The 20485-nt window shown below is 40.5% G+C and carries 15 protein-coding genes and 4 pseudogenes; 7 read left to right on the plus strand and 12 right to left on the minus strand.

The features are described 5' to 3' along the window. Nucleotides 1–76: 76 nt before the first annotated feature. Nucleotides 77–1300: a glucose/galactose MFS transporter gene (gluP, locus tag D2C78_03425; GenBank protein QEF35064.1), complete on the plus strand. Its 1224-nt coding sequence runs from the start codon at nucleotides 77–79 to the stop codon at nucleotides 1298–1300. Nucleotides 1301–1570: 270 nt separating this feature from the next. On the opposite strand, the gene D2C78_03430 is transcribed toward gluP, so the two are convergent. From D2C78_03430 to D2C78_03450, 5 genes and pseudogenes are all read right to left on the minus strand, one after another. Then, nucleotides 1571–2122, minus strand: coding sequence for a hypothetical protein (locus D2C78_03430; GenBank protein QEF35065.1), 552 nt, complete (start codon nucleotides 2120–2122; stop codon nucleotides 1571–1573). A 121-nt stretch (nucleotides 2123–2243) separates the two neighbouring features. Continuing rightward, nucleotides 2244–3076, minus strand: a pseudogene (locus D2C78_03435) (glutamine ABC transporter substrate-binding protein). 48 nt (nucleotides 3077–3124) lie between these two features. Continuing rightward, the gene (locus D2C78_03440) at nucleotides 3125–3871 is read right to left on the minus strand and encodes an amino acid ABC transporter ATP-binding protein (protein ID QEF35066.1); all 747 of its coding nucleotides are present in this window, start codon (nucleotides 3869–3871) and stop codon (nucleotides 3125–3127) included. A 1-nt stretch (nucleotide 3872) separates the two neighbouring features. Then, nucleotides 3873–4544 carry an amino acid ABC transporter permease gene (locus tag D2C78_03445; GenBank protein QEF35067.1) on the minus strand — a complete coding sequence of 224 codons (672 nt, stop codon included), beginning with the start codon at nucleotides 4542–4544 and terminating at the stop codon, nucleotides 3873–3875. Nucleotide 4545: 1 nt separating this feature from the next. Then, nucleotides 4546–5199 carry an amino acid ABC transporter permease gene (locus D2C78_03450; protein QEF35068.1) on the minus strand — a complete coding sequence of 218 codons (654 nt, stop codon included), beginning with the start codon at nucleotides 5197–5199 and terminating at the stop codon, nucleotides 4546–4548. A 208-nt stretch (nucleotides 5200–5407) separates the two neighbouring features. On the opposite strand from D2C78_03450, the pseudogene D2C78_03455 reads away from it, so the two are divergent. Together D2C78_03455 and D2C78_03460 are read left to right on the plus strand one after the other, a co-directional pair. After that, a pseudogene (locus D2C78_03455) lies at nucleotides 5408–7469 on the plus strand (carbon starvation protein A). Between the two features lie 157 nt (nucleotides 7470–7626). Beyond that, nucleotides 7627–7816 (plus strand): annotated as a pseudogene (locus D2C78_03460) (hypothetical protein). Between the two features lie 2 nt (nucleotides 7817–7818). Here the strand turns inward: D2C78_03460 and hofH are convergent. Together hofH and D2C78_03470 are read right to left on the minus strand one after the other, a co-directional pair. Then, nucleotides 7819–9234, minus strand: a complete 1416-nt coding sequence (gene hofH / locus D2C78_03465) for an outer membrane beta-barrel protein HofH (GenBank protein QEF35069.1) — start codon at nucleotides 9232–9234, stop codon at nucleotides 7819–7821. A gap of 305 nt (nucleotides 9235–9539) precedes the next feature. After that, nucleotides 9540–11177 (minus strand): glucose-6-phosphate isomerase, encoded by a 1638-nt coding sequence (locus tag D2C78_03470; protein ID QEF35070.1) that lies wholly within the window; start codon nucleotides 11175–11177, stop codon nucleotides 9540–9542. Between the two features lie 63 nt (nucleotides 11178–11240). Here D2C78_03470 and D2C78_03475 point away from each other — a divergent pair, with 63 nt between their 5' ends. After that, on the plus strand, nucleotides 11241–12401 hold the full coding sequence (locus tag D2C78_03475; GenBank protein ID QEF35071.1) for an MFS transporter: 1161 nt from the start codon (nucleotides 11241–11243) through the stop codon (nucleotides 12399–12401). Between the two features lie 6 nt (nucleotides 12402–12407). Here the strand turns inward: D2C78_03475 and D2C78_03480 are convergent, their stop codons facing one another. After that, a complete protein-coding gene (locus D2C78_03480; GenBank protein ID QEF35072.1) occupies nucleotides 12408–13379 on the minus strand; it encodes an NAD(P)/FAD-dependent oxidoreductase in 972 nt (323 codons plus the stop codon). A gap of 25 nt (nucleotides 13380–13404) precedes the next feature. Then, nucleotides 13405–13596, minus strand: a complete 192-nt coding sequence (gene ccoS, locus D2C78_03485) for a cbb3-type cytochrome oxidase assembly protein CcoS (GenBank protein QEF35073.1) — start codon at nucleotides 13594–13596, stop codon at nucleotides 13405–13407. A gap of 132 nt (nucleotides 13597–13728) precedes the next feature. On the opposite strand from ccoS, the pseudogene D2C78_03490 reads away from it, so the two are divergent. From D2C78_03490 to ybeY, 3 genes and pseudogenes are all read left to right on the plus strand, one after another. Next, a pseudogene (locus tag D2C78_03490) lies at nucleotides 13729–14309 on the plus strand (DedA family protein). Between the two features lie 89 nt (nucleotides 14310–14398). Then, the gene (locus tag D2C78_03495; protein QEF35074.1) at nucleotides 14399–14893 is read left to right on the plus strand and encodes a flavodoxin; all 495 of its coding nucleotides are present in this window, start codon (nucleotides 14399–14401) and stop codon (nucleotides 14891–14893) included. A 54-nt stretch (nucleotides 14894–14947) separates the two neighbouring features. Further along, nucleotides 14948–15370: an rRNA maturation RNase YbeY gene (gene ybeY, locus D2C78_03500; protein QEF35075.1), complete on the plus strand. Its 423-nt coding sequence runs from the start codon at nucleotides 14948–14950 to the stop codon at nucleotides 15368–15370. Nucleotides 15371–15458: 88 nt separating this feature from the next. Here ybeY and D2C78_03505 read toward each other — a convergent pair whose 3' ends face one another. From D2C78_03505 to D2C78_03515, 3 genes are read right to left on the minus strand one after another with little or no spacing between them, the layout of a single operon-like run. Continuing rightward, nucleotides 15459–15986 (minus strand): adenosine monophosphate-protein transferase, encoded by a 528-nt coding sequence (locus D2C78_03505; protein ID QEF35076.1) that lies wholly within the window; start codon nucleotides 15984–15986, stop codon nucleotides 15459–15461. Nucleotides 15987–15991: 5 nt separating this feature from the next. Further along, complete coding sequence (locus D2C78_03510) at nucleotides 15992–16789, minus strand: pyrroline-5-carboxylate reductase (GenBank protein ID QEF35077.1); 798 nt, start codon at nucleotides 16787–16789, stop codon at nucleotides 15992–15994. A gap of 14 nt (nucleotides 16790–16803) precedes the next feature. Then, nucleotides 16804–20478, minus strand: a complete 3675-nt coding sequence (locus tag D2C78_03515; GenBank protein ID QEF35078.1) for an outer membrane protein — start codon at nucleotides 20476–20478, stop codon at nucleotides 16804–16806. Nucleotides 20479–20485 lie beyond the last annotated feature (7 nt).

The raw sequence follows: 20485 nt of genomic DNA on the forward strand, positions 1-20485 counted from the left end.
TATTTAGACAGATTATTATCTTAAAATAATTGTAATATCATTATTATTATATTAACTCAATAAAAAAGGAGAAGGTATGCAAAAAACTTCTAACACTTTGGCGCTGGGGAGTTTAACAGCGCTATTCTTTCTAATGGGTTTTATCACGGTTTTAAACGACATTTTAATCCCACACTTAAAGCCCATTTTTGACTTGACCTATTTTGAAGCTTCACTCATTCAATTTTGCTTTTTTGGGGCGTATTTCATCATGGGAGGAGTTTTTGGGAATGTGATCAGTAAAATCGGCTACCCTTTTGGCGTGGTGCTTGGTTTTGTGATCACAGCGACGGGGTGCGCGTTGTTTTATCCGGCGGCGCATTTTGGCTCCTATGGGTTTTTTTTAGGAGCGTTGTTTATTTTAGCGAGCGGGATTGTGTGCTTACAGACTGCCGGTAATCCCTTTGTAACCTTGCTTTCTAAAGGTAAAGAAGCCAGAAACCTGGTTTTAGTCCAGGCGTTCAACTCGCTTGGCACGACTTTAGGGCCTATTTTTGGGAGCTTGTTGATTTTTAGCACGACTAAAATGGGCGATAATGCAAGTTTGATAGATAAATTAGCGGACGCTAAAAGCGTTCAAATGCCTTATTTGGGCTTAGCGGTGTTTTCGCTTCTTTTAGCGCTCATCATGTATCTTTTGAAATTGCCTGATGTGGAAAAAGAAATGCCTAAAGAAACGACGCAAAAAAGCTTGTTTTCGCACAAACACTTTGTTTTTGGGGCTTTGGGGATCTTTTTTTATGTGGGGGGAGAAGTGGCGATTGGATCATTCTTGGTGTTAAGCTTTGAAAAGCTTTTGAATTTAGACCCTCAATCAAGCGCGCATTACTTGGTGTATTATTGGGGAGGCGCGATGGTAGGGCGTTTCTTAGGCAGTGTGTTGATGAATAAAATCGCTCCTAATAAATACCTGGCTTTCAACGCCTTAAGCTCTATTGTCCTTATTGCTTTAGCCATTCTCGTTGGAGGCAAGATCGCTTTATTCGCTCTGACTTTTGTGGGCTTTTTCAACTCTATCATGTTCCCTACCATCTTTTCTTTGGCTACGCTCAATTTAGGGCATCTCACTTCTAAGGCTTCTGGGGTGATTAGCATGGCGATTGTGGGAGGAGCGTTAATCCCCCCCATTCAAGGCGCGGTTACAGACATGCTCACAGCAACCGAATCAAATTTGCTCTACGCTTATGGTGTGCCGTTGTTGTGCTATTTTTATATCCTCTTCTTTGCGCTTAAAGGGTATAAGCAAGAAGAAAACTCCTAAAAAAGGGGGGGGGTTTCTTTCTTCTTTCCTTTCTTTTATCTTGTTTTAAAAATCAGTAATAAAGAACTTGACTTTAATCAAGCAAGCGCTCTATAAAAGGTTTTATTTGTCAGTATTTGATGAGGACAGAGCTTTTTTAACAACTTGAGGCAAAAACACAAACAAGGTTTTTAAAATTTTTAAGATGCGATCAAAAATATCCGCAACGAATAAGAAAAATCTCCTAACCACAAAAGATTAAGAGATTTTAAGAATGAAGCTAAAAGAAGACTAGTAAATGGGTTTAGCGCCTTTGAATTTGTATTCCGTAAGAAACCCGGTCCCATCAAAATTACCCACCAAAGAGATCTTTGCAATATCACCCACTTGGCAATCGGTTTCTAAAATAAGATAAGGCACTTCATTTTGACCGATTAAAGTGATCACTTGGCCCTTTTTCTCACGGCTTTGCTTGGGGAACTCTTTAGAATCAAGGCCTGTGGTATTATCACCGGTTTGGAGCATTCTAAAAGCATAGCACATGCCATCATTGATTTGAGCGCTATAAATCTTGCCTTTTTTAACTTCTTTTTTAACCCCCGGTTTAACCGCAATGCGTATTTCTGAGTGGATCTCAGCTTCTTGCATTTTGCCCTTATAATCTCGCACCTGAACCTTATGCACGCCATTAGGATCTCCCTTTTTAAGCAAAGAATCTTCATAGCTGAATTTTTGAATGTCTAAATCCCCATCAACAAAGCTCCTAGCATCAAGCTGAACGCTCAAAAGCCCTAGCAACCCAACCAACGAAAATTTCAAACAACGCTTATAAAAATGATTCATCAACAATCCTTTCAATGTAAAATAAAACAAATGTATCTCAAAATTAAAAACAAAAAGATCACAAAACCGCTAATCTTAGCAACAAAAACGCATGCTTTCAGCCAAAAAAGCCTAGAAGAAATCATTCAAAAATAATTTCTTCCGGTTTGATTCCATCGCCATAAACAGGCTCTAAAGTCTCTTGATAAGCTTCTTTTAAAAAGTTGCTAGAAATGAGAGAATCAATCTCGTTATTCAACCACTCTAAAAGCTTAGGGTTGCCTTTTTTAATCGCTGGAGCGATCACATCCTTATCGCCAAGGCTTGTAATGCCTAATTTAAATTCAGGGTGTTGTTTCACCCAAGCGAGCAACAAAGTGTTATCATGGGCTAGAGCGGTAGCCTTATTGTTTAAAAGGGCTAAAAAAGTCTCTGTGTTTTGTTCAAATTTCAAAAGTTTGATATTGGGGTAATTTTTAGTGAAATAAAAATCCGCTGTCGTGCCTTTATTCACGATCAACTCCTTATCTTTCAACTCTTCTATATTTTTAATGACCCCATCTTTAGAAATCACCCCCAAAGCGACTTTCATATACGGATTAGCGAAATCCACGACTTTTTCTCTTTCTTTAGTGCGCGTGAAATTAGCCATGATAATATCCACTTTATTGGCTTTTAAAAATTCCACCCTAGCTGAGGCTTCTACAGGGATAAACTCTATCTTATTTTCATCGCCCAATAAATCAAGGGCCATGCGTTTAGCGATGACTACATCATAGCCTTGATAGTTCCCTTTAGAATCCACAGATCCAAAAGGAGGCTTATCGCTAAAAACCCCCACTTTTAAAACCCCTCTTTGTTTAATGACTTCTAAAGCGTCCTTTTTTCTTTATGGCTATCAGAGCATGCGCTAAAGACTAAAGCGATTAAAACTAAAAATAGCCCCCACATTTTAAAAAGCCCGTTCGTTTTCATAAAAACACCTTTTTTTGAAATTAAAATCATCTTTTTAGCAAACTTTATTTAACAGCTCCCTAAAAAATGGAAAGTTTCTAAAAATTTTTGCGCTCTTTGAGATTTAGGGTTATTAAAAAACTCTTTGGCACTATTTTCTTCAGCGATCTTACCGCTATCAAAAAACACGATTTTGCTAGCGATTTTTTGCGCGAATTTCATTTCATGCGTTACAATCACCATGCTCATGCCCGTTGTGGCTAATTCTAAAATCACTTCTAAAACTTCTTTAACCATTTCAGGGTCTAAAGAGGCGGTTACTTCATCAAAGAGCATGATTTTTGGCCGCATGCACAAAGAACGCACGATGGCTACTCGCTGCTTTTGCCCGCCGCTCAATTCTTTAGGGTAAGCTTGTTGTTTATGCTCCAAACCCACTCGCTTTAAAAGCTCTACGGCTTGAGAAATGACCTCATCTTTGGATCGTTTTTGCACTTTTAAGGGGGCGAGTAAGATATTATCTAACACATTTAAATGCGGGAACAATTCATAATTTTGAAACACCATGCCTATTTTTTGGCGCATTTGATTCCAGTTAGTGGTTGGCGTATTAAGGTTAGTGTTTTCAAAAAGGATTTCACCTTCATCAATCTTTTCAAGCCCGTTTAGGCATTTTAAAAAAGTGCTTTTCCCGCACCCGCTAGGCCCTAAAATCACTGCCACTTCACCCTTATTCAAAGTGAAATTAATGCCGTCTAAAACCAAATGGTTTTGATAGGTTTTTTTTAACCCTTTGGTTTCTAAAATCGCGCTCATTTTACCCTCTAATGTATTGGAATTTTTTTTCTAAATAGGAACTATACAGGCTCAAACTATAGCATAAAGCAAAGTAAAACATTAAGATAACGCCATAAACCACAAAGCTCGCATTAGGCATGCGTAAGAGGTTAAGCTCTATGATTTGCTGGCCCACTTTCAACAAATCAATCGCTCCAATGAGAGAGACTAAGGCCGTGGTTTTAATCATGCGCGTGAATAAGTTAAGGCTTGAGGGCAATAAAGACAAAAAGCTTTGAGGGAAAATAATATTAAAAATCACCTTTTTTGAATCTAAGCCTAAAGCTAGAGCGCTTTCTACTTGGTGTTTGCTCACGGAAGTTAAAACCCCTCTGGTTAAATCCATCATTTCAGCGCCACCCCACAAGCTAAAAACAATAACGCTCGCTAAAACAGCGCTAATATGCAAATCAAACCAGCTCGCTAACCCAAAATACACGATAAACAGCCATGCTAAAAGCGGGATAATGCGAATGCTTTCTAAATACACACGACACGCCAAAACCATTATTTTAGAGCCAAACGCCATCAAACTCCCCAAAAGCATTCCAACAACGATTGAAACAATCGCAGAGCTAAGAGCGATTAAAAGGGTGATCTCAAACCCTTCTAACAAACGCTTAAGATTGTCTAATTCTAGTAAAACTCCCATTTTAAGCCACTTTCTTTTTAAAAGAACGCTCTAAGATCACAAACAAAGCGCTCAAAGGGAGCAAAGCGATCAAATAAGTGAGGCTCAACATCAACAGGCTTTCAGTCGTTTTGTAATAAATGCCAATAAAATCTTTCGCCACAAACATGATATCGGTTAGGGCTATCGCGCCCACCACCGAAGTTTCTTTGAGTAAAAAAATCACATTCGCCCCTATGGAAGGCATGGAAACGCTCAAGCTTTGAGGCAGAATAATATAATACATCATTTTCAAAGGGCCAAACCCTAAACTCAAAGCGCTTTCTCTTTGAATGGAAGCCAAGCTTTTAAACCCAAGCAAAAAACTTTGACTCATATACCCCCCACCCAAAAACCCTAACGCTAAAATCGCGCACTCTAAAGCGCTCAAACCGATTTCATTCAACCCGTAATACAAAAAGAAAAGCTGGATGAGTAGGGGCGTGTTCCTGGCGATTTCGCCATAGATATAGACGACAGGAGAGATAAAGCGCGTTTTAAAATACAAAACGATCGCGCACAAAAACCCCACCAAAAGAGAGAGCAAAATCCCAAAGAAAGAAATATAAAGCGTGAGTTCTAACCCCTTAAGAAACATAGGGATGGAGTGAAACATAAAATCCCAATCTAATGCCATAACGCTTACCTTAAAATTGATAGTGCTTAACGCACCACATTAAAAAACAGCTCTCATTTGCCCCAATTGTTAGAAGTTTGGAAAACCCAAGCCTTTAAGCGGGAAGTTTATGAGCTATTTTGCCACTATTCAAAGAAAATTTGGATTATAATAAAAAAACTGGCTGAAATTAACAACAATGATTAAACAATCATTAAATGGAGAGGACATGCAAAAAAGTTTAGTTTCTTTGGCTTGGGTTTTTGTAGCTATTTTAGGGGCGATCTGTTTAGGGGTGTTGGCCTTACACAAGGGCGAGAGCATCAACACGCTATGGCTTGTAGTAGCGAGCGCTTGCATTTATAGCATAGGCTATCGTTTTTATAGCCATTTTATCGCTTATCGGGTGTTAAAGCTAGATGATAACAGAGCCACGCCTGCATGCGTAAGGAATGACGGCAAGGATTTTGTGCCTACGGATAAAGCCATCACCTTTGGGCATCATTTCGCCGCCATTGCTGGGGCTGGCCCTTTAGTAGGCCCGATATTAGCCGCTCAAATGGGTTACTTGCCCTCTATCTTATGGATTTTGATAGGCTCGGTTTTAGGGGGTTGCGTGCATGATTTTGTGGTGCTTTTTGCTTCCATTAGACGCGATGGCAAGTCTTTAGGCGAAATGATCAAGCTTGAAATGGGTCAATTTGTAGGGATGATCGCAAGTCTGGGCATTTTAGGGATCATGCTCATTATCATTGCGATTTTAGCGATGGTGGTGGTGAAGGCTTTAGCGCATTCGCCTTGGGGCTTTTTTACGATCGCAATGACTATTCCCATTGCGATTCTTATGGGGCTTTACATGCGGTTTTTCAGGCCGCATAAGATTTTAGAAGTTTCTGTTATCGGCTTTATTTTGTTGATTATAGCGATTTATGCGGGTAAATATGTTTCTTTAGATCCTAAATTAGCGTCAATATTCACTTTTGATGCTAGTTCTTTAGCGTGGATGATCATGGGCTATGGTTTTGTGGCTTCTATTTTACCGGTATGGTTTTTACTCGCTCCACGAGATTATTTAAGCACTTTTTTAAAAATTGGCGTTATAGGGGTGTTGGTTGTGGCTATTGTTTTTGTCGCTCCGCCCTTACAAATCCCTAAAATCACGCCCTTTGTAGATGGCAGTGGGCCTGTGTTTGCAGGAAGCGTGTTCCCTTTCTTGTTTATCACGGTGGCTTGCGGGACGATTAGTGGCTTTCATGCTTTAATTTCTTCAGGCACGACCCCTAAAATGCTCGCTAAAGAAAGCGACGCCAGGCTAGTGGGCTATGGCTCTATGGTGATGGAGAGCGTTGTGGCTCTTATGGCGTTGGTGTGCGCAGGGATCTTGCACCCAGGGCTTTATTTCGCTATCAATTCGCCAGAAGTGAGCATCGGTAAAGATATAGCTGATGCGGCTTCGGTGATTAGCTCATGGGGGTTTAGTATCAGCGCTGAAGAAATCAGTGAGATGACTAAAAACATCGGTGAAAGCTCCATTTTGAGCCGCACCGGTGGGGCGCCCACTTTTGCGATTGGTTTAGCGATGATTGTGTATCACATTTTAGGGGATCCAAGCGTGATGGCGTTTTGGTATCATTTTGCGATCTTGTTTGAAGCTTTGTTCATTTTAACCGCTGTGGATGCTGGCACACGAACCGCTCGTTTCATGATCCAAGATTTGCTCGGTAATGTTTATAAGCCTTTGGGTAATCTTAGCTCTTATAAGGCTGGGATTTTTGCCACTCTTTTGTGCGTGGCAGGGTGGGGGTATTTCTTGTATCAAGGCACGATCGATCCTAAAGGGGGATTTATACGCTATGGCCTTTATTTGGCGTGAGTAACCAGATGTTAGCGGGTATGGCGTTGTTGTTGGTTACGGTGGTGTTGTTTAAAATGGGGCGTTTTAAGGGGGCGATGGTAAGCGCCTTGCCGGCAGTTTTGATTTTATCCATCACTTTTTATAGCGGTATTTTAAAGGTGGTGCCAAAGAGCAATGACAGCGTGCTGAATAACGTTTCGCATGTGGCGCAAATGCAAATCATCAAAGAAAAAATGGCTACCACTACCGATGAAAAAGTGCTAAAAACGCTCCAAAAATCCTTTTTAACCATGCGATTGATGCGATTTTGTGCGTGTTTTTCATGCTTGTAGCGCTTTTGGTGCTGATTGTGAGCGTTAGGATTTGCTCAAACGCTTATTTTAAAAATAAAATTTACCCGCCGCTGGCTGAAACGCCCTATATCAAAGCCGCTTGAATAAAAAAGGGGTTTTAACCCCCCTTTAAATCCATAAAAAAAGTTTGACCTTGTTTGTGAAGCGTGCAAACACTAAAGACATTTGGGATTTCTGCTTGGGTTTTTAAAAAGCTATCGCTTGCTTTTTTAAAAGCTCAATTTTAAAGATGATTTAAAGATGATGGGTATTTTGCTTAATGGGTATGATTTAAAAAAGGGCTTTGGCTTGAAAAGAAATTTCATATATAGAGATTAGAGAAGCAGCGTTAAAAAACGCCTATCATATCGTAGGAGACAGCATCAAAATGACGCCTACTCTATTTTGTGATCATAGCATCAAAAAGACGCCTACCATAATCATAGGGTAGCATCAAAAAGATGCTACTAGGGCCGTGTATAACGCGCTCCTGTCAGAATAAAGGGCGGGGAAGTCTTTAGGCACAGGCCCGTTTTCACCCGGTTTAAAGCCTTTGTTAGTATACACGCCATAATACGCAAGATCCACGCTGCCGCTCAAATATTCAGTGAATTTATAACCTAAAGAGATCATCGCTCTCGCTTCCCAAGAAACTACTGAATTGGAGTATTGTGTGGCGAATTTCCATGTGAATTTTTTGGCAAAATGAGTGCCGCCACAAGAAAGGAAAATGGTAGCGGCGTCTCTTTTAAGGGCTGTGCCTGTAAAACCCGCATAGACGCTGTTACTCCCCATGATCACACCGCTTGGATTCCCCATGTTGCCTATCCAACCATTAGCGTTTTGAAAGACTTTATAAAAGGCGATGGAAACATTGTAATTGTTGATGTCAAAGCGTTGGCGGATAATGAGGTTTTGCCCGTTTTGAGTGGCAGGCGTGTCGTATCTATAGACTGGGCTTCCATTGGATTTAACGATCATCCAAGGGTAGTAAATGGGGAAAAACCCTATGACAGCCGTATCAGAGCGAAAGCCTGTGCCGCTAAAATTGGGGTTAGAGTCCCAACCAATCTTAACGCCTGGAGCGTTAAAGATTTGAGGCGAAAGGTAATAAAAGCCTTCTATGAGGAAACGATGAGGTTTATAGGTGAGTTGCACCGCATGCGTGCCATAAAGCACCTTTCGCCCATGGCTATCATAACCTCCATTATCGTTTTTGGTAAAGCCTCCGCTATAAGTGGTCCTAGCGGCAAACCAATCCATTAAAAACGAACCGTAAGCGAACGCCCTCCCAAAAGAGCTAAACCAAGTCAAGCGCGCATGCTTGTATTGCCCAGAAACTTGAAAGCCTTGCGTTTGACCGCTTTTATAAGGCATAGTGGATAAATAGCGTCCGGCTTTTATTTCAAAATAATTCTTATAAGCGTATTCTAAATACGCATCGCTAAAGACATAATTGCGGACATTTTTGTTGTGTTTCATATTCTGTGTCTCAAGGCTATCGGTTTGTAAGATATTCGTATAGCCCCCCATGAACCCATCGTAATAACCAAAGAGGTTGTAAGCCACAGATCCGTCTTCAAACTTCTTCGTGCCGTCATAGAAAATAGATCCCACCATGCCCCCTATTTTGCCTTTTAGAACATGATCTGAAACCTTTTTGGGTAACAGGCTAAAACCAAGCCCTAAATAGCCCGCAATCGTTGCGAATTGCTGCATAGGGTAGATGCCTCTTTCTTTATTGATTTTATGCTGGTTAAAACCGATCGTGCTGGATTGATCCACAAAGCCGTTGAGCTTGGCTTCAAAACCTTGCAAAGAAGAGCTTAAAAATGCCCCAAAGAATAAAACCTGACTTGCCTTTTTCATGCATGCCTCCTAAAATGAGATTGATAAATGCAAATACTTTTAAAGATAAATCTATTCTTTGATTTTTATTATTCTTAGCTTTGAAATAATTATAATATGTAAAATAATGCGTATGATGAGAAAGTCAAGCTTTTAAAAGCTAAAAACGATCAATTTGTGGAAAATTTACTCTCTTTAAATTCAAATGGCTAATATATGGCGATAAAATCCGTTATGATTAACGGATGATTTTGAATGGAGCACTTGAGAATGGGGTTAAGCTTCGCTTCATTGTTTTTAGGCTTTATCTTGTTGTAAGATAAAGCCTATTGGTTGTAATCCTTATACAATTCTATTAAATGTTTAGTGGAGCTGTCAAAATAAGCGTTGCTTTTATGCCCTTCTAATTCTTGCAAAATCGGCACGGCTAATTCTTTCCCAAGCTCCACGCCCCATTGATCAAAGCTGTTAATATCCCAAATAACCCCTTGCACAAAGACTTTATGCTCATAAAGAGCCACCAACGCCCCAATATTGCTTGGTGAAATCTTTTCTAATAAAAGGATATTAGAGGGGCGGTTGCCAAAAAACACCCTGTGGTGGGCCAAGTCTTTAGCTTCATCTTTGTCTAAGCCTTTAGAAAGCAATTCCCCAAGTGCTTCTTCATAACTTTTGCCTTTCATGAAGGCTTGCGCTTGCGCTAAAACATTGCTGAATAAAATCTCATGATGGCCTTTAGCGTTAGGCTTTTTATCCAAAGAGGCGATAAAATCAATGGGGATTAAATGCGTGCCTTGATGCAAGAGCTGGAAAAAGGCGTGCTGAGCGTTAATACCCATATCGCCCCAAACAACAGGGCATGTGTCATAGGGGATGGTTTCGCCTTTTTTGCTGATGCGTTTACCATTGCTTTCCATATCTAATTGCTGGATGAATTTAGGGAAATGCCTTAAATACTGATCGTAAGGGGCGATCAAGTGGCTTTTGGATTGGAAAAAATTGATATACCACACGCCGATTAATCCCATTAAAACGGGCAAATTGCTTTCAAAAGGGGCATTTCTAAAATGCTCATCCATCAAATACGCCCCTTTCAAAAGAGCGTTAAAATTTTTCTTCCCTAAATAGATCATAATGGATAAGCCAATAGCCGACCACAAGCTATAACGCCCCCCTACAAAATCCCAAAATTCAAACATGTTATGCTCGTCAATGCCAAATTGTTGGACGGCTTCTTTGTTGGTGGATACCGCTACAAAGTGCTTAGCGATATGCTTTTCATCGCCGCTCCTTTCTACAAACCATTTTCTAGCGGTTAGGGCGTTGGTTAAGGTTTCTTGAGTGGAAAAAGTCTTAGAAGCCACGATAAAAAGCGTGCTGGCTGGATTGAGTTTTTCTAAAACGTCTAAAATCTGCGTGCCATCCACATTAGACACAAAATGCATTTTTAATCTCGGGTGGGCGTAGCGTTTTAAGGCGGTGCAAACCATTAAAGCACCCAAATCTGACCCCCCAATGCCGATATTGACAATATCGGTGATCACTTGATTGGTATAGCCTAATCTTTTACCGCTCCTCACGCTATCGCTAAAGGCTCGCATGCGTTTTAAAACGCTCCGAACGCTTTTTAACACTTCCATGTTGTCTAGCAAGATTTCTGCGTCGTTCAAGCTCCTTAAGGCGGTGTGTAAAACGGCCCTTTTTTCGGTGGTGTTGATTTTTTCGCCCTTAAACATCGCTTCAATCTTTTCTTTTAAAGAGCAGTCGTTCGCTAATTCAAAAAGAAGCTTTAAAGTGGTATCGTTCAAGCGGTTTTTGGAATAATCCAAGCTCAAGCTTTCCAATTGCACGAAATAACGGCTCGCTCGCTCTTTGTCTTTAGAAAACCAGTCGCGCATGTGCATTTCTTTAATTTCTTCATAATGTTTGAGTAATTTTGGATAAGTTTTTAATTGGGTTAGCATCAATACCCCTTAAATAAAAGATATAACGCTGTATTATAAGCTAGTTTTAATTACAATTTTCAAATGTTAAGAAAAAACATTTTAGCTTACTATGGGGCGAATTTTCTCTTAATCATCGCTCAAAGCTTGCCCCATGCGATTTTAACCCCCTTGTTGCTTTCTAAAGGGCTTAGTTTGAGTGAAATCTTGCTCGTGCAAACCTTTTTTAGTTTTTGCGTGCTGGTGGCTGAATACCCGAGCGGTGTTTTAGCGGATTTGATGAGCCGGAAAAACCTATTCCTGGTTTCTAACGCCTTTTTAATCGCTAGTTTTTCGTTTGTGCTGTTTTTTGATAGTTTTATCCTCATGCTTTTAGCGTGGGGGTTGTATGGTTTGTATAGCGCATGCTCTAGCGGCACGATTGAAGCTTCACTCATCACAGACATTAAAGAAAATAAAAAGGATTTGTCCCGGTTTTTAGCCAAAAACAATCAAATTACTTATTTAGGCATGATTATAGGGAGTTCTTTGGGGTCGTTTTTGTATCTCAAAGTCCATGCGATGCTGTATATTGTGGGGATTTTTTTAATCATGCTCTGTGCGCTAACGATCATCATTTATTTTAAAGAGAAAGAAGGGGATTTTAAAAGCCAAAAAAGTTTGAAACTCCTTAAAGAGCAAGTCAAAGGCAGTCTTAAAGAGCTTAAAGATAACCCCAAGCTTAAAATTTTGTTAGTGGGGCATTTGATTACGCCCATCTTTTTTATGAGCCATTTTCAAATGTGGCAAGCGTATTTTCTAAAACAAGGCGTTAAAGAGCAATACCTTTTTATGTTCTATATCGCTTTTCAAGTGATTTCTATCCTCATTCATTTTTTAAAAGCCTCTAGTTATAGCCAAAAAATCGCCTTGAGTTCGCTTTTGGTGTTACTGGGCGTTAGCCCCTTATTGCTTAGCAATATCCCTTATTGTTTCATAGGGGTGTATGCACTCATGGTGGCGTTTTTTGCTTACATGAGTTATTGCTTGGGGTATCAATTCTCCAAATTCGTTTCCAAAAACAACATTTCATCGCTCTCATCGCTTTTATCAAGCTGTGTGCGCGTGGTCTCTGTGCTAGTTTTATCGCTTAGCAGTCTGGAACTGCGTTACTTCTCGCCCCTAACTATCATAACCATGCATTTTGCTCTAACGCTTCTCATTCTCTTTTTCTTTTTGTATAAGGCTAAGCCGTTTGATGAGTGAGCGGCTTTAAGATCGCAACCTTTTAGCGATTTCTTGCACAACATCATAGCCATGATTTAAAGCGGTAGCGATGCTCGCTCCTGATTTGAATAAAATATCGCCCACGATGAATAAATTAGGGATATTGTTGCTCTCTAAATTTTCTTTCACTACAGGGATATTGGTGCTAGGATCTAATTCTAAAGAACAGCGTTTAAAAAACTCTAAAGGGGTAGAGCCTCCGATCGCATACAGCAAGCGATCAAAACTCTCGCTTGTGTTATCGGTGAAATTCACCTTAATTTGAGTGCCATCTTCTTCTAGGCTTTCAATATCCACTCCAAGCTTGCTTTTAAGCGTGTTGTTGTTTAGGACTTCTTGCAAGTTTTTAGCGTTGTCTTCATTGATGCGGCTGAATTCTTTTTTGCGGTAATTGAGGGTGGTAGGGGTGGTTTTGCACAAAGCAATGGCGTATTCCACCGCTGAGTTGCCTCCGCCGATCACAAGGGTTTTTTCATTTTCCTTACAATCGTTGATGCTAAAAACCACTTGTTTGGAGAGCGCGACAGGGATTTTGTAAGTAGGGCGGTTTGGCTGGCCCATTTTCCCGATCGCAACCACCACGAATTTAGCATGATAGGTTGTGTTAGAAGTGGTGGTGATTTTAAAGTATTCGCCCTCTTTTTTCACGCTCTCAATATCGGTTTTATAGCTTGGCGTGATGCGGTGCTCTTTTAAAAGGTTGGTGAAATTCTCTAAAGTTTCTTCTTTAAAGCTGTCTTTAAAAGGGATATGCCCTTTAAGCTCTACGACTTGCTTTTTATAATCTTTATCAATCCTTTTACCGGCTTTATAAAACTTTTCCAACATGCCTGAATGGCTTTCGGTTTTTTCGCATAAAAGCACTTTTTTAACGCCGGCTATTTCGCATTCTACGGCCGTGGCAATGCCCCCAGGCCCTGCACCCACTATCAATACGTCTAAAATTTCTTGGTCCATTCCTATCCTTTTATTTTAATTCTTTTTAATTCTTTTGGCGTTTTTCTTGTAAAATCGCTTCGTTCAAATCGCTTGTGCTGTCATACAACACGCTTTCAAGCATGCGTTTTTCATCGTCAAACTGACCGCTTTTAACCCCCCATAAAAACGCTATTAAGCCTACCAATCCCATAAGCACTGAGACAACTAACATGATGGTTAAAATTTCTGTATTCATCTCTATATCTTTTAGGTTATTAAGATAATGCTGTCATTATACTAAAAGATAGCGTTTAAATCACTAACAACGCTCATTTGATTGAATAAGTTTGGATAACATGAAAATGAGAAAACTAAAAAGAGGGTTTGAATGCAAGAAGCGTTGTTGCGTTTTCAAGAGGGTTTTAAGGAGTGGGGTTATCTTATTTTATTTTATATTCTTTAGGGGGTGGGTATGTGGGGATTGTCATCGCTTCCATTTTGAGCGCTACCACGCACGCTTTGGATATAAAAATAACGATTCTTGTCGCTTTTTTAGGGAATATGGTAGGGAGTGGGGCTCTTGTAATCTTTGCCCGCTATCAAAAAAGAGAGTTTTTAAAGTATTTCCAAAAGCATAGAAGAAAGCTTGCTTTAGCGAGTTTGTGGGTGAAACGCTACGCCTTGCTCATGATTTTTGTCAATAAATATCTCTATGGGATTAAAAGCGTTGTGCCTTTGGCGGTTGGTTTTAGCAAATACCCTTTAAAAAGATTTTTATGGCTTAATGTTTTTTCCAGTTTTTTGTGGGCGTTAATCGTGGGGAGCGTTTCTTTTCAAGCGAGCGATTGGGTGAAAACGCTGTATGAAAGGCTTTCTCATTACACTTCGTTTTTTGTCATAAGTTTTGTTCTCATAGCGCTTTTAATATGGTTTTTATTGAAACGATATTCGCGCAAAATGGGTTTTTAAGCAAGATGTTTAATTAAATGCGCTAGACTACGCCCACAAGCATTCGCATAAGTGGGTGCGTTAATATCTTTAAACACAAGGATTGGAATATGGGAAAAATTGGTATCTTTTTTGGGACAGACAGCGGGAACGCTGAAGCTATCGCTGAAAAAATCAGCAAGGCTATTGGTAATGCGGAAGTGGTTGATGTGGCTAAAGCTTCTAAAGAGCAATTTAATGGCTTTACAAAGGTTATTTTAGTCGCTCCAACAGCTGGTGCGGGCGATTTGCAAACAGATTGGGAAGACTTTTTAGGCACACTAGAAGCGAGCGACTTTGCGAATAAAACCATTGGGCTTGTAGGCTTGGGCGATCAAGACACTTACAGCGAGACTTTCGCAGAAGGCATTTTCCACATTTATGAAAAAGCTAAAGCCGGCAAAGTGGTAGGGCAAACTCCCACTGATGGTTATCATTTTGAAGCTTCTAAAGCGGTAGAAGGCGGTAAATTCGTGGGTCTTGTGATTGATGAAGACAATCAAGACGATCTCACTGATGAGAGGATTTCAAAATGGGTAGAACAAGTTAAAGGTTCTTTCGCTTAATCTTTTAAGCCCTAAATTTTAGGGCTTTTTTAAACTTCTTTTTGTATCTTATTGATGCTAGAAATAGACAACCAAACCCCGCTAGAATCAGACTTTTTATTATTAGAAAAAATCGCAGATGTTTTAGCCCCCACTCAAATCATTGAGCTTGTTTTGGTGAGCGATGAAACCATGCGAGAAATCAACAGGGATTTAAGGGGTTGCGATTACGCTACCGATGTTTTGAGTTTCCCTTTAGAAGCGATCCCTCACGCCCCTTTAGGGAGCGTGGTGATTAATGCGCCATTAGCTCAAACTAACGCCCTGAAATTAGGGCATAGCTTAGAAGAGGAGATCGCTCTTTTATTCATTCATGGGGTGTTGCACTTGCTAGGCTATGACCATGAAAAAGATCAAGGCGAACAACGCCAAAAAGAGGGCGAACTCATTAAAGCTTTTGACTTGCCTTTGAGTTTGATTGAACGGACGCAAGATTAGTTTTAGATTGCTTTAATGCTGACAAATAAAGCTTTTAATTTTTAAGAATGGTATTTTTAAGATTTGAAAAAATGCTTTTTGGAATTTTTCAAAGCCCTTCATAATAATACGACTGCGTGATGCCTTTAATGAGAGTTAAGGGATCGTTGGTATTAGAACTCAAATGCTTTTTTAAAAGCGTTTTGATTTCCAAATCATTCACAGGACTCCTTTCCATTGCGCTCAAATAAGCGGCTTTATCAATCCTTTCCCAAAGCACGATTTTTTTCAATTCCTTTTTAAGCAACAAATCAAGCCATATCCTAGTCGCTCTGCCATTACCCTCCAAAAAAGGGTGGGCGATATTCATTTCCACATATTTTTCTATGATTTGATTGAAATTATTTTGCGGCATGCTCTCAATTCTGGGTAAAATCAAATCCAAATACAAGCAGTTAGCGAACCTGAAATTCGAAATATTTTTATCCCTGATTTTCCCGGCAAATTCATGCAGCCCTTCAAATAAAAACCGATGGATTTCTTGCAAGCCCTTGATTGTGCCTACTTCTATGGTGTCAATCAGACCGCTTTGGATCAAATATTTGGCTTTTTCTAAACTCTGCCTGTCTAAATGCATCGCGCTTATTTTTTAGGGGTGCAATTCTTTAGGGGGCGCATTTTTTTCACGCTCTTTTGGCATGCTTTGATGAACGCTCCCCTAACCCCCTTTTTTTCTAAAACGCTCAAGCCTTCAATCGTTGCGCCTTTAGGGGTGCAAATTTGCTCTATGATCACCTCAGGGCGTTCTTTTTCTAACAGCTTGGCAAAGCCTTTAAAACTCATTTTTACCAATTCTAAAGAATCTTTAGCGTTCAAGCCCTCTCTAATACCGGCGTCTTTCAAACCGCTCGCTACCAAGCTTAAAAAAGCGAGCGCGCTCCCGTTTGTCGCTATACTGGCATCCACCTGCTCTTCATTACCCACTCGCACGCAATTCCCAAAACTCTCAATAATACTCAAAGCTTTCTCACTTATTGAAAGCGCAACCGATTTTTCACACACCGCCGTAGAAGAAAGGGCGAATTTGCTCGCAATGTTGGGCATGCATTTTAAGTAATGTAAAGAATTAATCGCATTGCTTAAAGCTTCAAAATTTACCCCGGCTAACGCGCTCAAAACGCTTTTGGCTTGCCCTTGATAATTAAAATCCTTAAGGTTGTAAGGCTTAAAAAGTAAAAACACGAATTTTTGGTGTATATCAATAGCGTCTTTGTAAGGCACGATTTGGGCTTGAATGTTTTTTTCTTGTAAAAAAGGGGCGATTTTTTCAGGGTTTCTCCCGGTGATTTCTAAAATAAAACGCTTGGATAAAATTTCATGAGAGCCTTCTAAAATCGCTTGAGCCATGTTCCCATAGCCGATGAATTGTAAGATTTCCATTGATGCACCCCTTTTTAAAACCCCATGATGTAATTGATATAGAAAGTATAAAGCCTCCTATAGCTCACATCAGCCCCGGCGCTATTCAAATACGCTTGATTGATGAGAGGCACTTTAATCCCAAATTCCACGCTCTTTTGGCTGATAACCCCTTGATTGTGGAATTTCTTAGCAAAACGCTTGAACTCCGCGAAGTTGGTGCGCACCCCAAAATTCAGCGCCACTTGAAAATTCGTTGAATGGATGTCATTAGCGTTCCCCCAATTGTCAATGATTTGTTGCCTTAAAGAGCTAAGCCAAGTCGCACCGCCTAATTGGACCCCAGCAAATAGCCCAAAATTCAACGCTTTAGTGTTGTAAGTCCTCCTAAACAAGTTCCATAAAAAATCCGTGCCAATCCCATAAGCAAAGATATTCGCTTTCACGCTTTGATTGGCTACACCGATTTCACTAAAGCCGTAATCAAAGAAAAAATAATGCCTAAGGCCCAATTTTCTCGCTTTACCAAAGAAGTATTTATAGCCCAAACCAACCCCTAAGCCGTTGCTCATGCCGTGTTGGGTGCTTTTAGCGGCCGCATACTGGCTTAAAACGGGTTGGGAGCCGTAGTTATTGGCTTGATTTTGCGCGTTTTGAACCTGATTTCTGGCGTTAATCATCGCATCAATGAGTTTTTGCTGCACCATAAAGAAGGTTTTATCCCCTAAAAGCTGCCGTAAGGTTTGCGAGAATGACTGAATGGTGGTGGTGTTAGAAGTGATTTCTTGGAGCAAGGTTAAAATCGCATTAGGGCTAATATCGTTTTGCAAGGCTTGAAACCCTTGAGAAATAGCGCTCGTAATGGCTTGAAAAGCGCTTGTAAGACTAGTAGATACATTACTATCATTATTTTGGATAAACCCGGCGGTTTTAATGAATTCAGTGAGCAGATTAATTAAATTATTCGTATCGCTCACCCCATTGGTGGGGATTGCCCCTAAAAGGTTGATAAGCCCACCGGAGCAAGTAGAGCTGACGCCACTACTACCATTACTACCATTACACAAATTGCTGAGACTGCTACTATTACTTTTTAACGCTTCAAAGAATTGTTTTAAGCCGTTTTCAACGCCTTTATTATTCCCTGAACTAGCGATAATGTTGGCTATTTTTTGGGCGTCATTATAGACTTTTTGCAAGCTATTATTTTCGTTAGTGGTTGCAGCGGTAGCGTTTTGCGTTTTGCTAGGGGTGTAGCAATTGTTCCCACTCGTTCCATTGCTCCCGCTATTGCATGTTTGGTAGGCATTATTAGTATAAGTCCCTAATTTCCCATCACTGGCGTCTGTGAGCATTTGGTAGGCTGTGTTGATTTGGCTAGTGCCATTCCCATTACCCCCATTATTTCCGCTACTACTAAAACTCTTAAGAGATGAAATGATGTTATTAAGTAGCCCACCGCTAGTGAGCGTGATTTGTTGGACATTGTAGGTGATGCTCTTCCCACCACTGCTCCCACTTTGAGTTGTCGCTTGTGTTTGATACCCTAAAGCGCTTTGCAACCCGCTGTAATAAGCCTTAGAATCGGACCATTGCTGATAGCACCAGTTGGCATTACCGGTTCCATTACCATTACTGCATGGATTGTTGGTTGCCCCGCTTGTTTGTTGGGTTTGTTGGCTTTGATTAATTAAAGCACTCATGTCTGTAGGCACTTGCTGGTTAATCGTATTGATGAGTTGGTAAAAATTCGCTCTCAATTGGATGCGTAAATTTTGGTTATTGTTAGGTGTTATCTCTTGCGATTGATTCCCACTAGTGTTATAAATCGCATTCGCCCAAGCTTGGATATTACTGCTTTGACTTTGAAAAGCGCTTTGAATGCTTTGCTGGAAATTGCTGACATTTTGCAACACGGTGTTTAAAGCTCCCATCACCGTGCTGTTAGGAGATTGTGTGGTTGGCCCACTATTTTGGGCTAAATTAGTCGTTTTAGCTTCTTCTTCATTATTCACCACCACCATTGCTTTTTTGGGAGCGTTGCTTTTAGCTTGAGTGGTAGTCCCATTAGTAGAGCTTAAAATATTTTGCAATTGGGCGTTCCCGCTGATGCTCAAACCCCCTGAAGAGCTATTGCATGGGCTTGTCCCAGATTGCGATCCATTAGCGCATAGTATCTTGGCGTTTTTTTGCAACTTTTCTTCTGAAGTTTTTAAAGAGTTATAAACGCTCCACACTTGAGAAACCAGGTTGAAAGAATTCACGCCGATCTGCTCTTTGCCTCCTATGGTTTGGACTTTGGAGGTAGCGACTAAAGAATTGTCAAAACTGTTTGTGCTGTTTGTAGAGCCATTTGTGGAGCTTGTGGAGCTTGTCGCTGAGCATGAAATCCCGCTAGAAGCATCGCTAGAAAGGCTTCCGGTAGCAGTCATGCAATCATAGGCGCTGATATTTTGCCCTTGAGCGTTGGTAACCGTGCCGATTTGGTAGTTATTGGAAGTGTTTTTGAGCAAGTTTTTAGGCTTGCTAAAACTGATCCAAGAAATTTGTTTTAAAGCGTTATTGTATTGTTCTATCGTGCTTTCATAGGCTTGGAAATTCAAAGCGTTGTGCAAATTGTTTAAATTATAAGTGGTGTTGTTGATCGCATTGTTGTCTAAAGTGTTGATAGCAACGCTTTGAAGCTTTTGGGCAATGGCTTGGACTTGCTGGTTGGCTTGGTTGTTTGAAGTGGGGGTTGCGGCTAAAGGGGCTAAATTTTGGATGAATTGCTCCAAACACTGGATTTGATTGGTGCAACCATTGGGGTTGTTTTGATTATTGGTGGTTAATTCCCCTTGTAAAGTGTTCATTAAAAGGGTGTTGTTGTATTGTTGTTGGTTGTTGCTGTTTGAAGAAGTGGAGCCTAAAAGGGAATTAGCTGGATAGAATACGACTTGTCCTGGTGGGTTTAACACCACATGCGTTGAGGTTGTGGTAGGGAAAACCCCCACCCCTAAAGTGTTTAAAGCGTTAACAAGAGCGCTCACATAAGCGGTATTATTGCTAGAGGCATTGACCGCATCGGTTAGATTGGAGAGTAAGGATTGCGCGTAAGTGGTGCTAGTGGTTTTAGTGATGCTGTGTTCAATTTGTTGCAATAATTCTGCCATGGATTGCGCGGTGTTTTGGAGCTGGGCTTTGACTTCTTGGGTGTTGTTGCTGGGATTAAGGCTATTGATAGAGCTAATGATGCTAGTGCTTAGCACGGTGCCCTGATCAAACGCGCTCTGGGTGTTGGAAAGGAGTTTGGCTGTGATTTGTGAAGAGTGGGCTTTTAAGGGATCAGAGCTTCCTTTAAGCCCTATGATTTGTTGGGAAATGCTAGAGATTTGACGGCTAGAATAAAAGTCTTTTCTTTTGCCAATTTGATTTAGGATATTAGAAATGCCCTCTAATTGGTTGCCCACGGTATTACTCACGCCATAGCCTAAAGCGTCAATGACGCTTTGAGAGCTTAAAGTGATAAGGCCGGTAGTAGGCCCTGCAATATTGATCGCGCTTTGGGTTACGCTGTTGATGATATTTTGATTTTCTAAAAGTTGTTTGTTATTGATGAATTGCTGCGTGCCACCGATTTGATAGCCTACAGACATATACCAGCCATTGTCTTCAGCTAAGAGAGAGCCAATTAAAAAGAGTGGTATGAATTTTCTAGCTTTTTTTATCATATTTTTC

Source organism: Helicobacter pylori (genome assembly GCA_008032935.1).
GTDB classification, from domain to species: Bacteria; Campylobacterota; Campylobacteria; order Campylobacterales; family Helicobacteraceae; genus Helicobacter; species Helicobacter pylori_CX.

Excerpts from the sequence above, each read along its gene's own strand:
- D2C78_03515 (QEF35078.1), bottom strand. The coding sequence starts at position 20,478 with ATGATAAAAAAAGCTAGAAAATTCATACCACTCTTTTTAATTGGCTCT.
- ybeY (QEF35075.1), top strand. The coding sequence starts at position 14,948 with ATGCTAGAAATAGACAACCAAACCCCGCTAGAATCAGACTTTTTATTA.
- D2C78_03510 (QEF35077.1), bottom strand. The coding sequence starts at position 16,789 with ATGGAAATCTTACAATTCATCGGCTATGGGAACATGGCTCAAGCGATT.
- ccoS (QEF35073.1), bottom strand. The coding sequence starts at position 13,596 with ATGAATACAGAAATTTTAACCATCATGTTAGTTGTCTCAGTGCTTATG.
- D2C78_03470 (QEF35070.1), bottom strand. The coding sequence starts at position 11,177 with ATGCTAACCCAATTAAAAACTTATCCAAAATTACTCAAACATTATGAA.
- D2C78_03450 (QEF35068.1), bottom strand. The coding sequence starts at position 5,199 with ATGGCATTAGATTGGGATTTTATGTTTCACTCCATCCCTATGTTTCTT.
- D2C78_03440 (QEF35066.1), bottom strand. The coding sequence starts at position 3,871 with ATGAGCGCGATTTTAGAAACCAAAGGGTTAAAAAAAACCTATCAAAAC.
- D2C78_03505 (QEF35076.1), bottom strand. The coding sequence starts at position 15,986 with ATGCATTTAGACAGGCAGAGTTTAGAAAAAGCCAAATATTTGATCCAA.
- D2C78_03475 (QEF35071.1), top strand. The coding sequence starts at position 11,241 with ATGTTAAGAAAAAACATTTTAGCTTACTATGGGGCGAATTTTCTCTTA.
- D2C78_03445 (QEF35067.1), bottom strand. The coding sequence starts at position 4,544 with ATGGGAGTTTTACTAGAATTAGACAATCTTAAGCGTTTGTTAGAAGGG.
- D2C78_03430 (QEF35065.1), bottom strand. The coding sequence starts at position 2,122 with ATGAATCATTTTTATAAGCGTTGTTTGAAATTTTCGTTGGTTGGGTTG.
- gluP (QEF35064.1), top strand. The coding sequence starts at position 77 with ATGCAAAAAACTTCTAACACTTTGGCGCTGGGGAGTTTAACAGCGCTA.
- D2C78_03480 (QEF35072.1), bottom strand. The coding sequence starts at position 13,379 with ATGGACCAAGAAATTTTAGACGTATTGATAGTGGGTGCAGGGCCTGGG.
- D2C78_03495 (QEF35074.1), top strand. The coding sequence starts at position 14,399 with ATGGGAAAAATTGGTATCTTTTTTGGGACAGACAGCGGGAACGCTGAA.
- hofH (QEF35069.1), bottom strand. The coding sequence starts at position 9,234 with ATGAAAAAGGCAAGTCAGGTTTTATTCTTTGGGGCATTTTTAAGCTCT.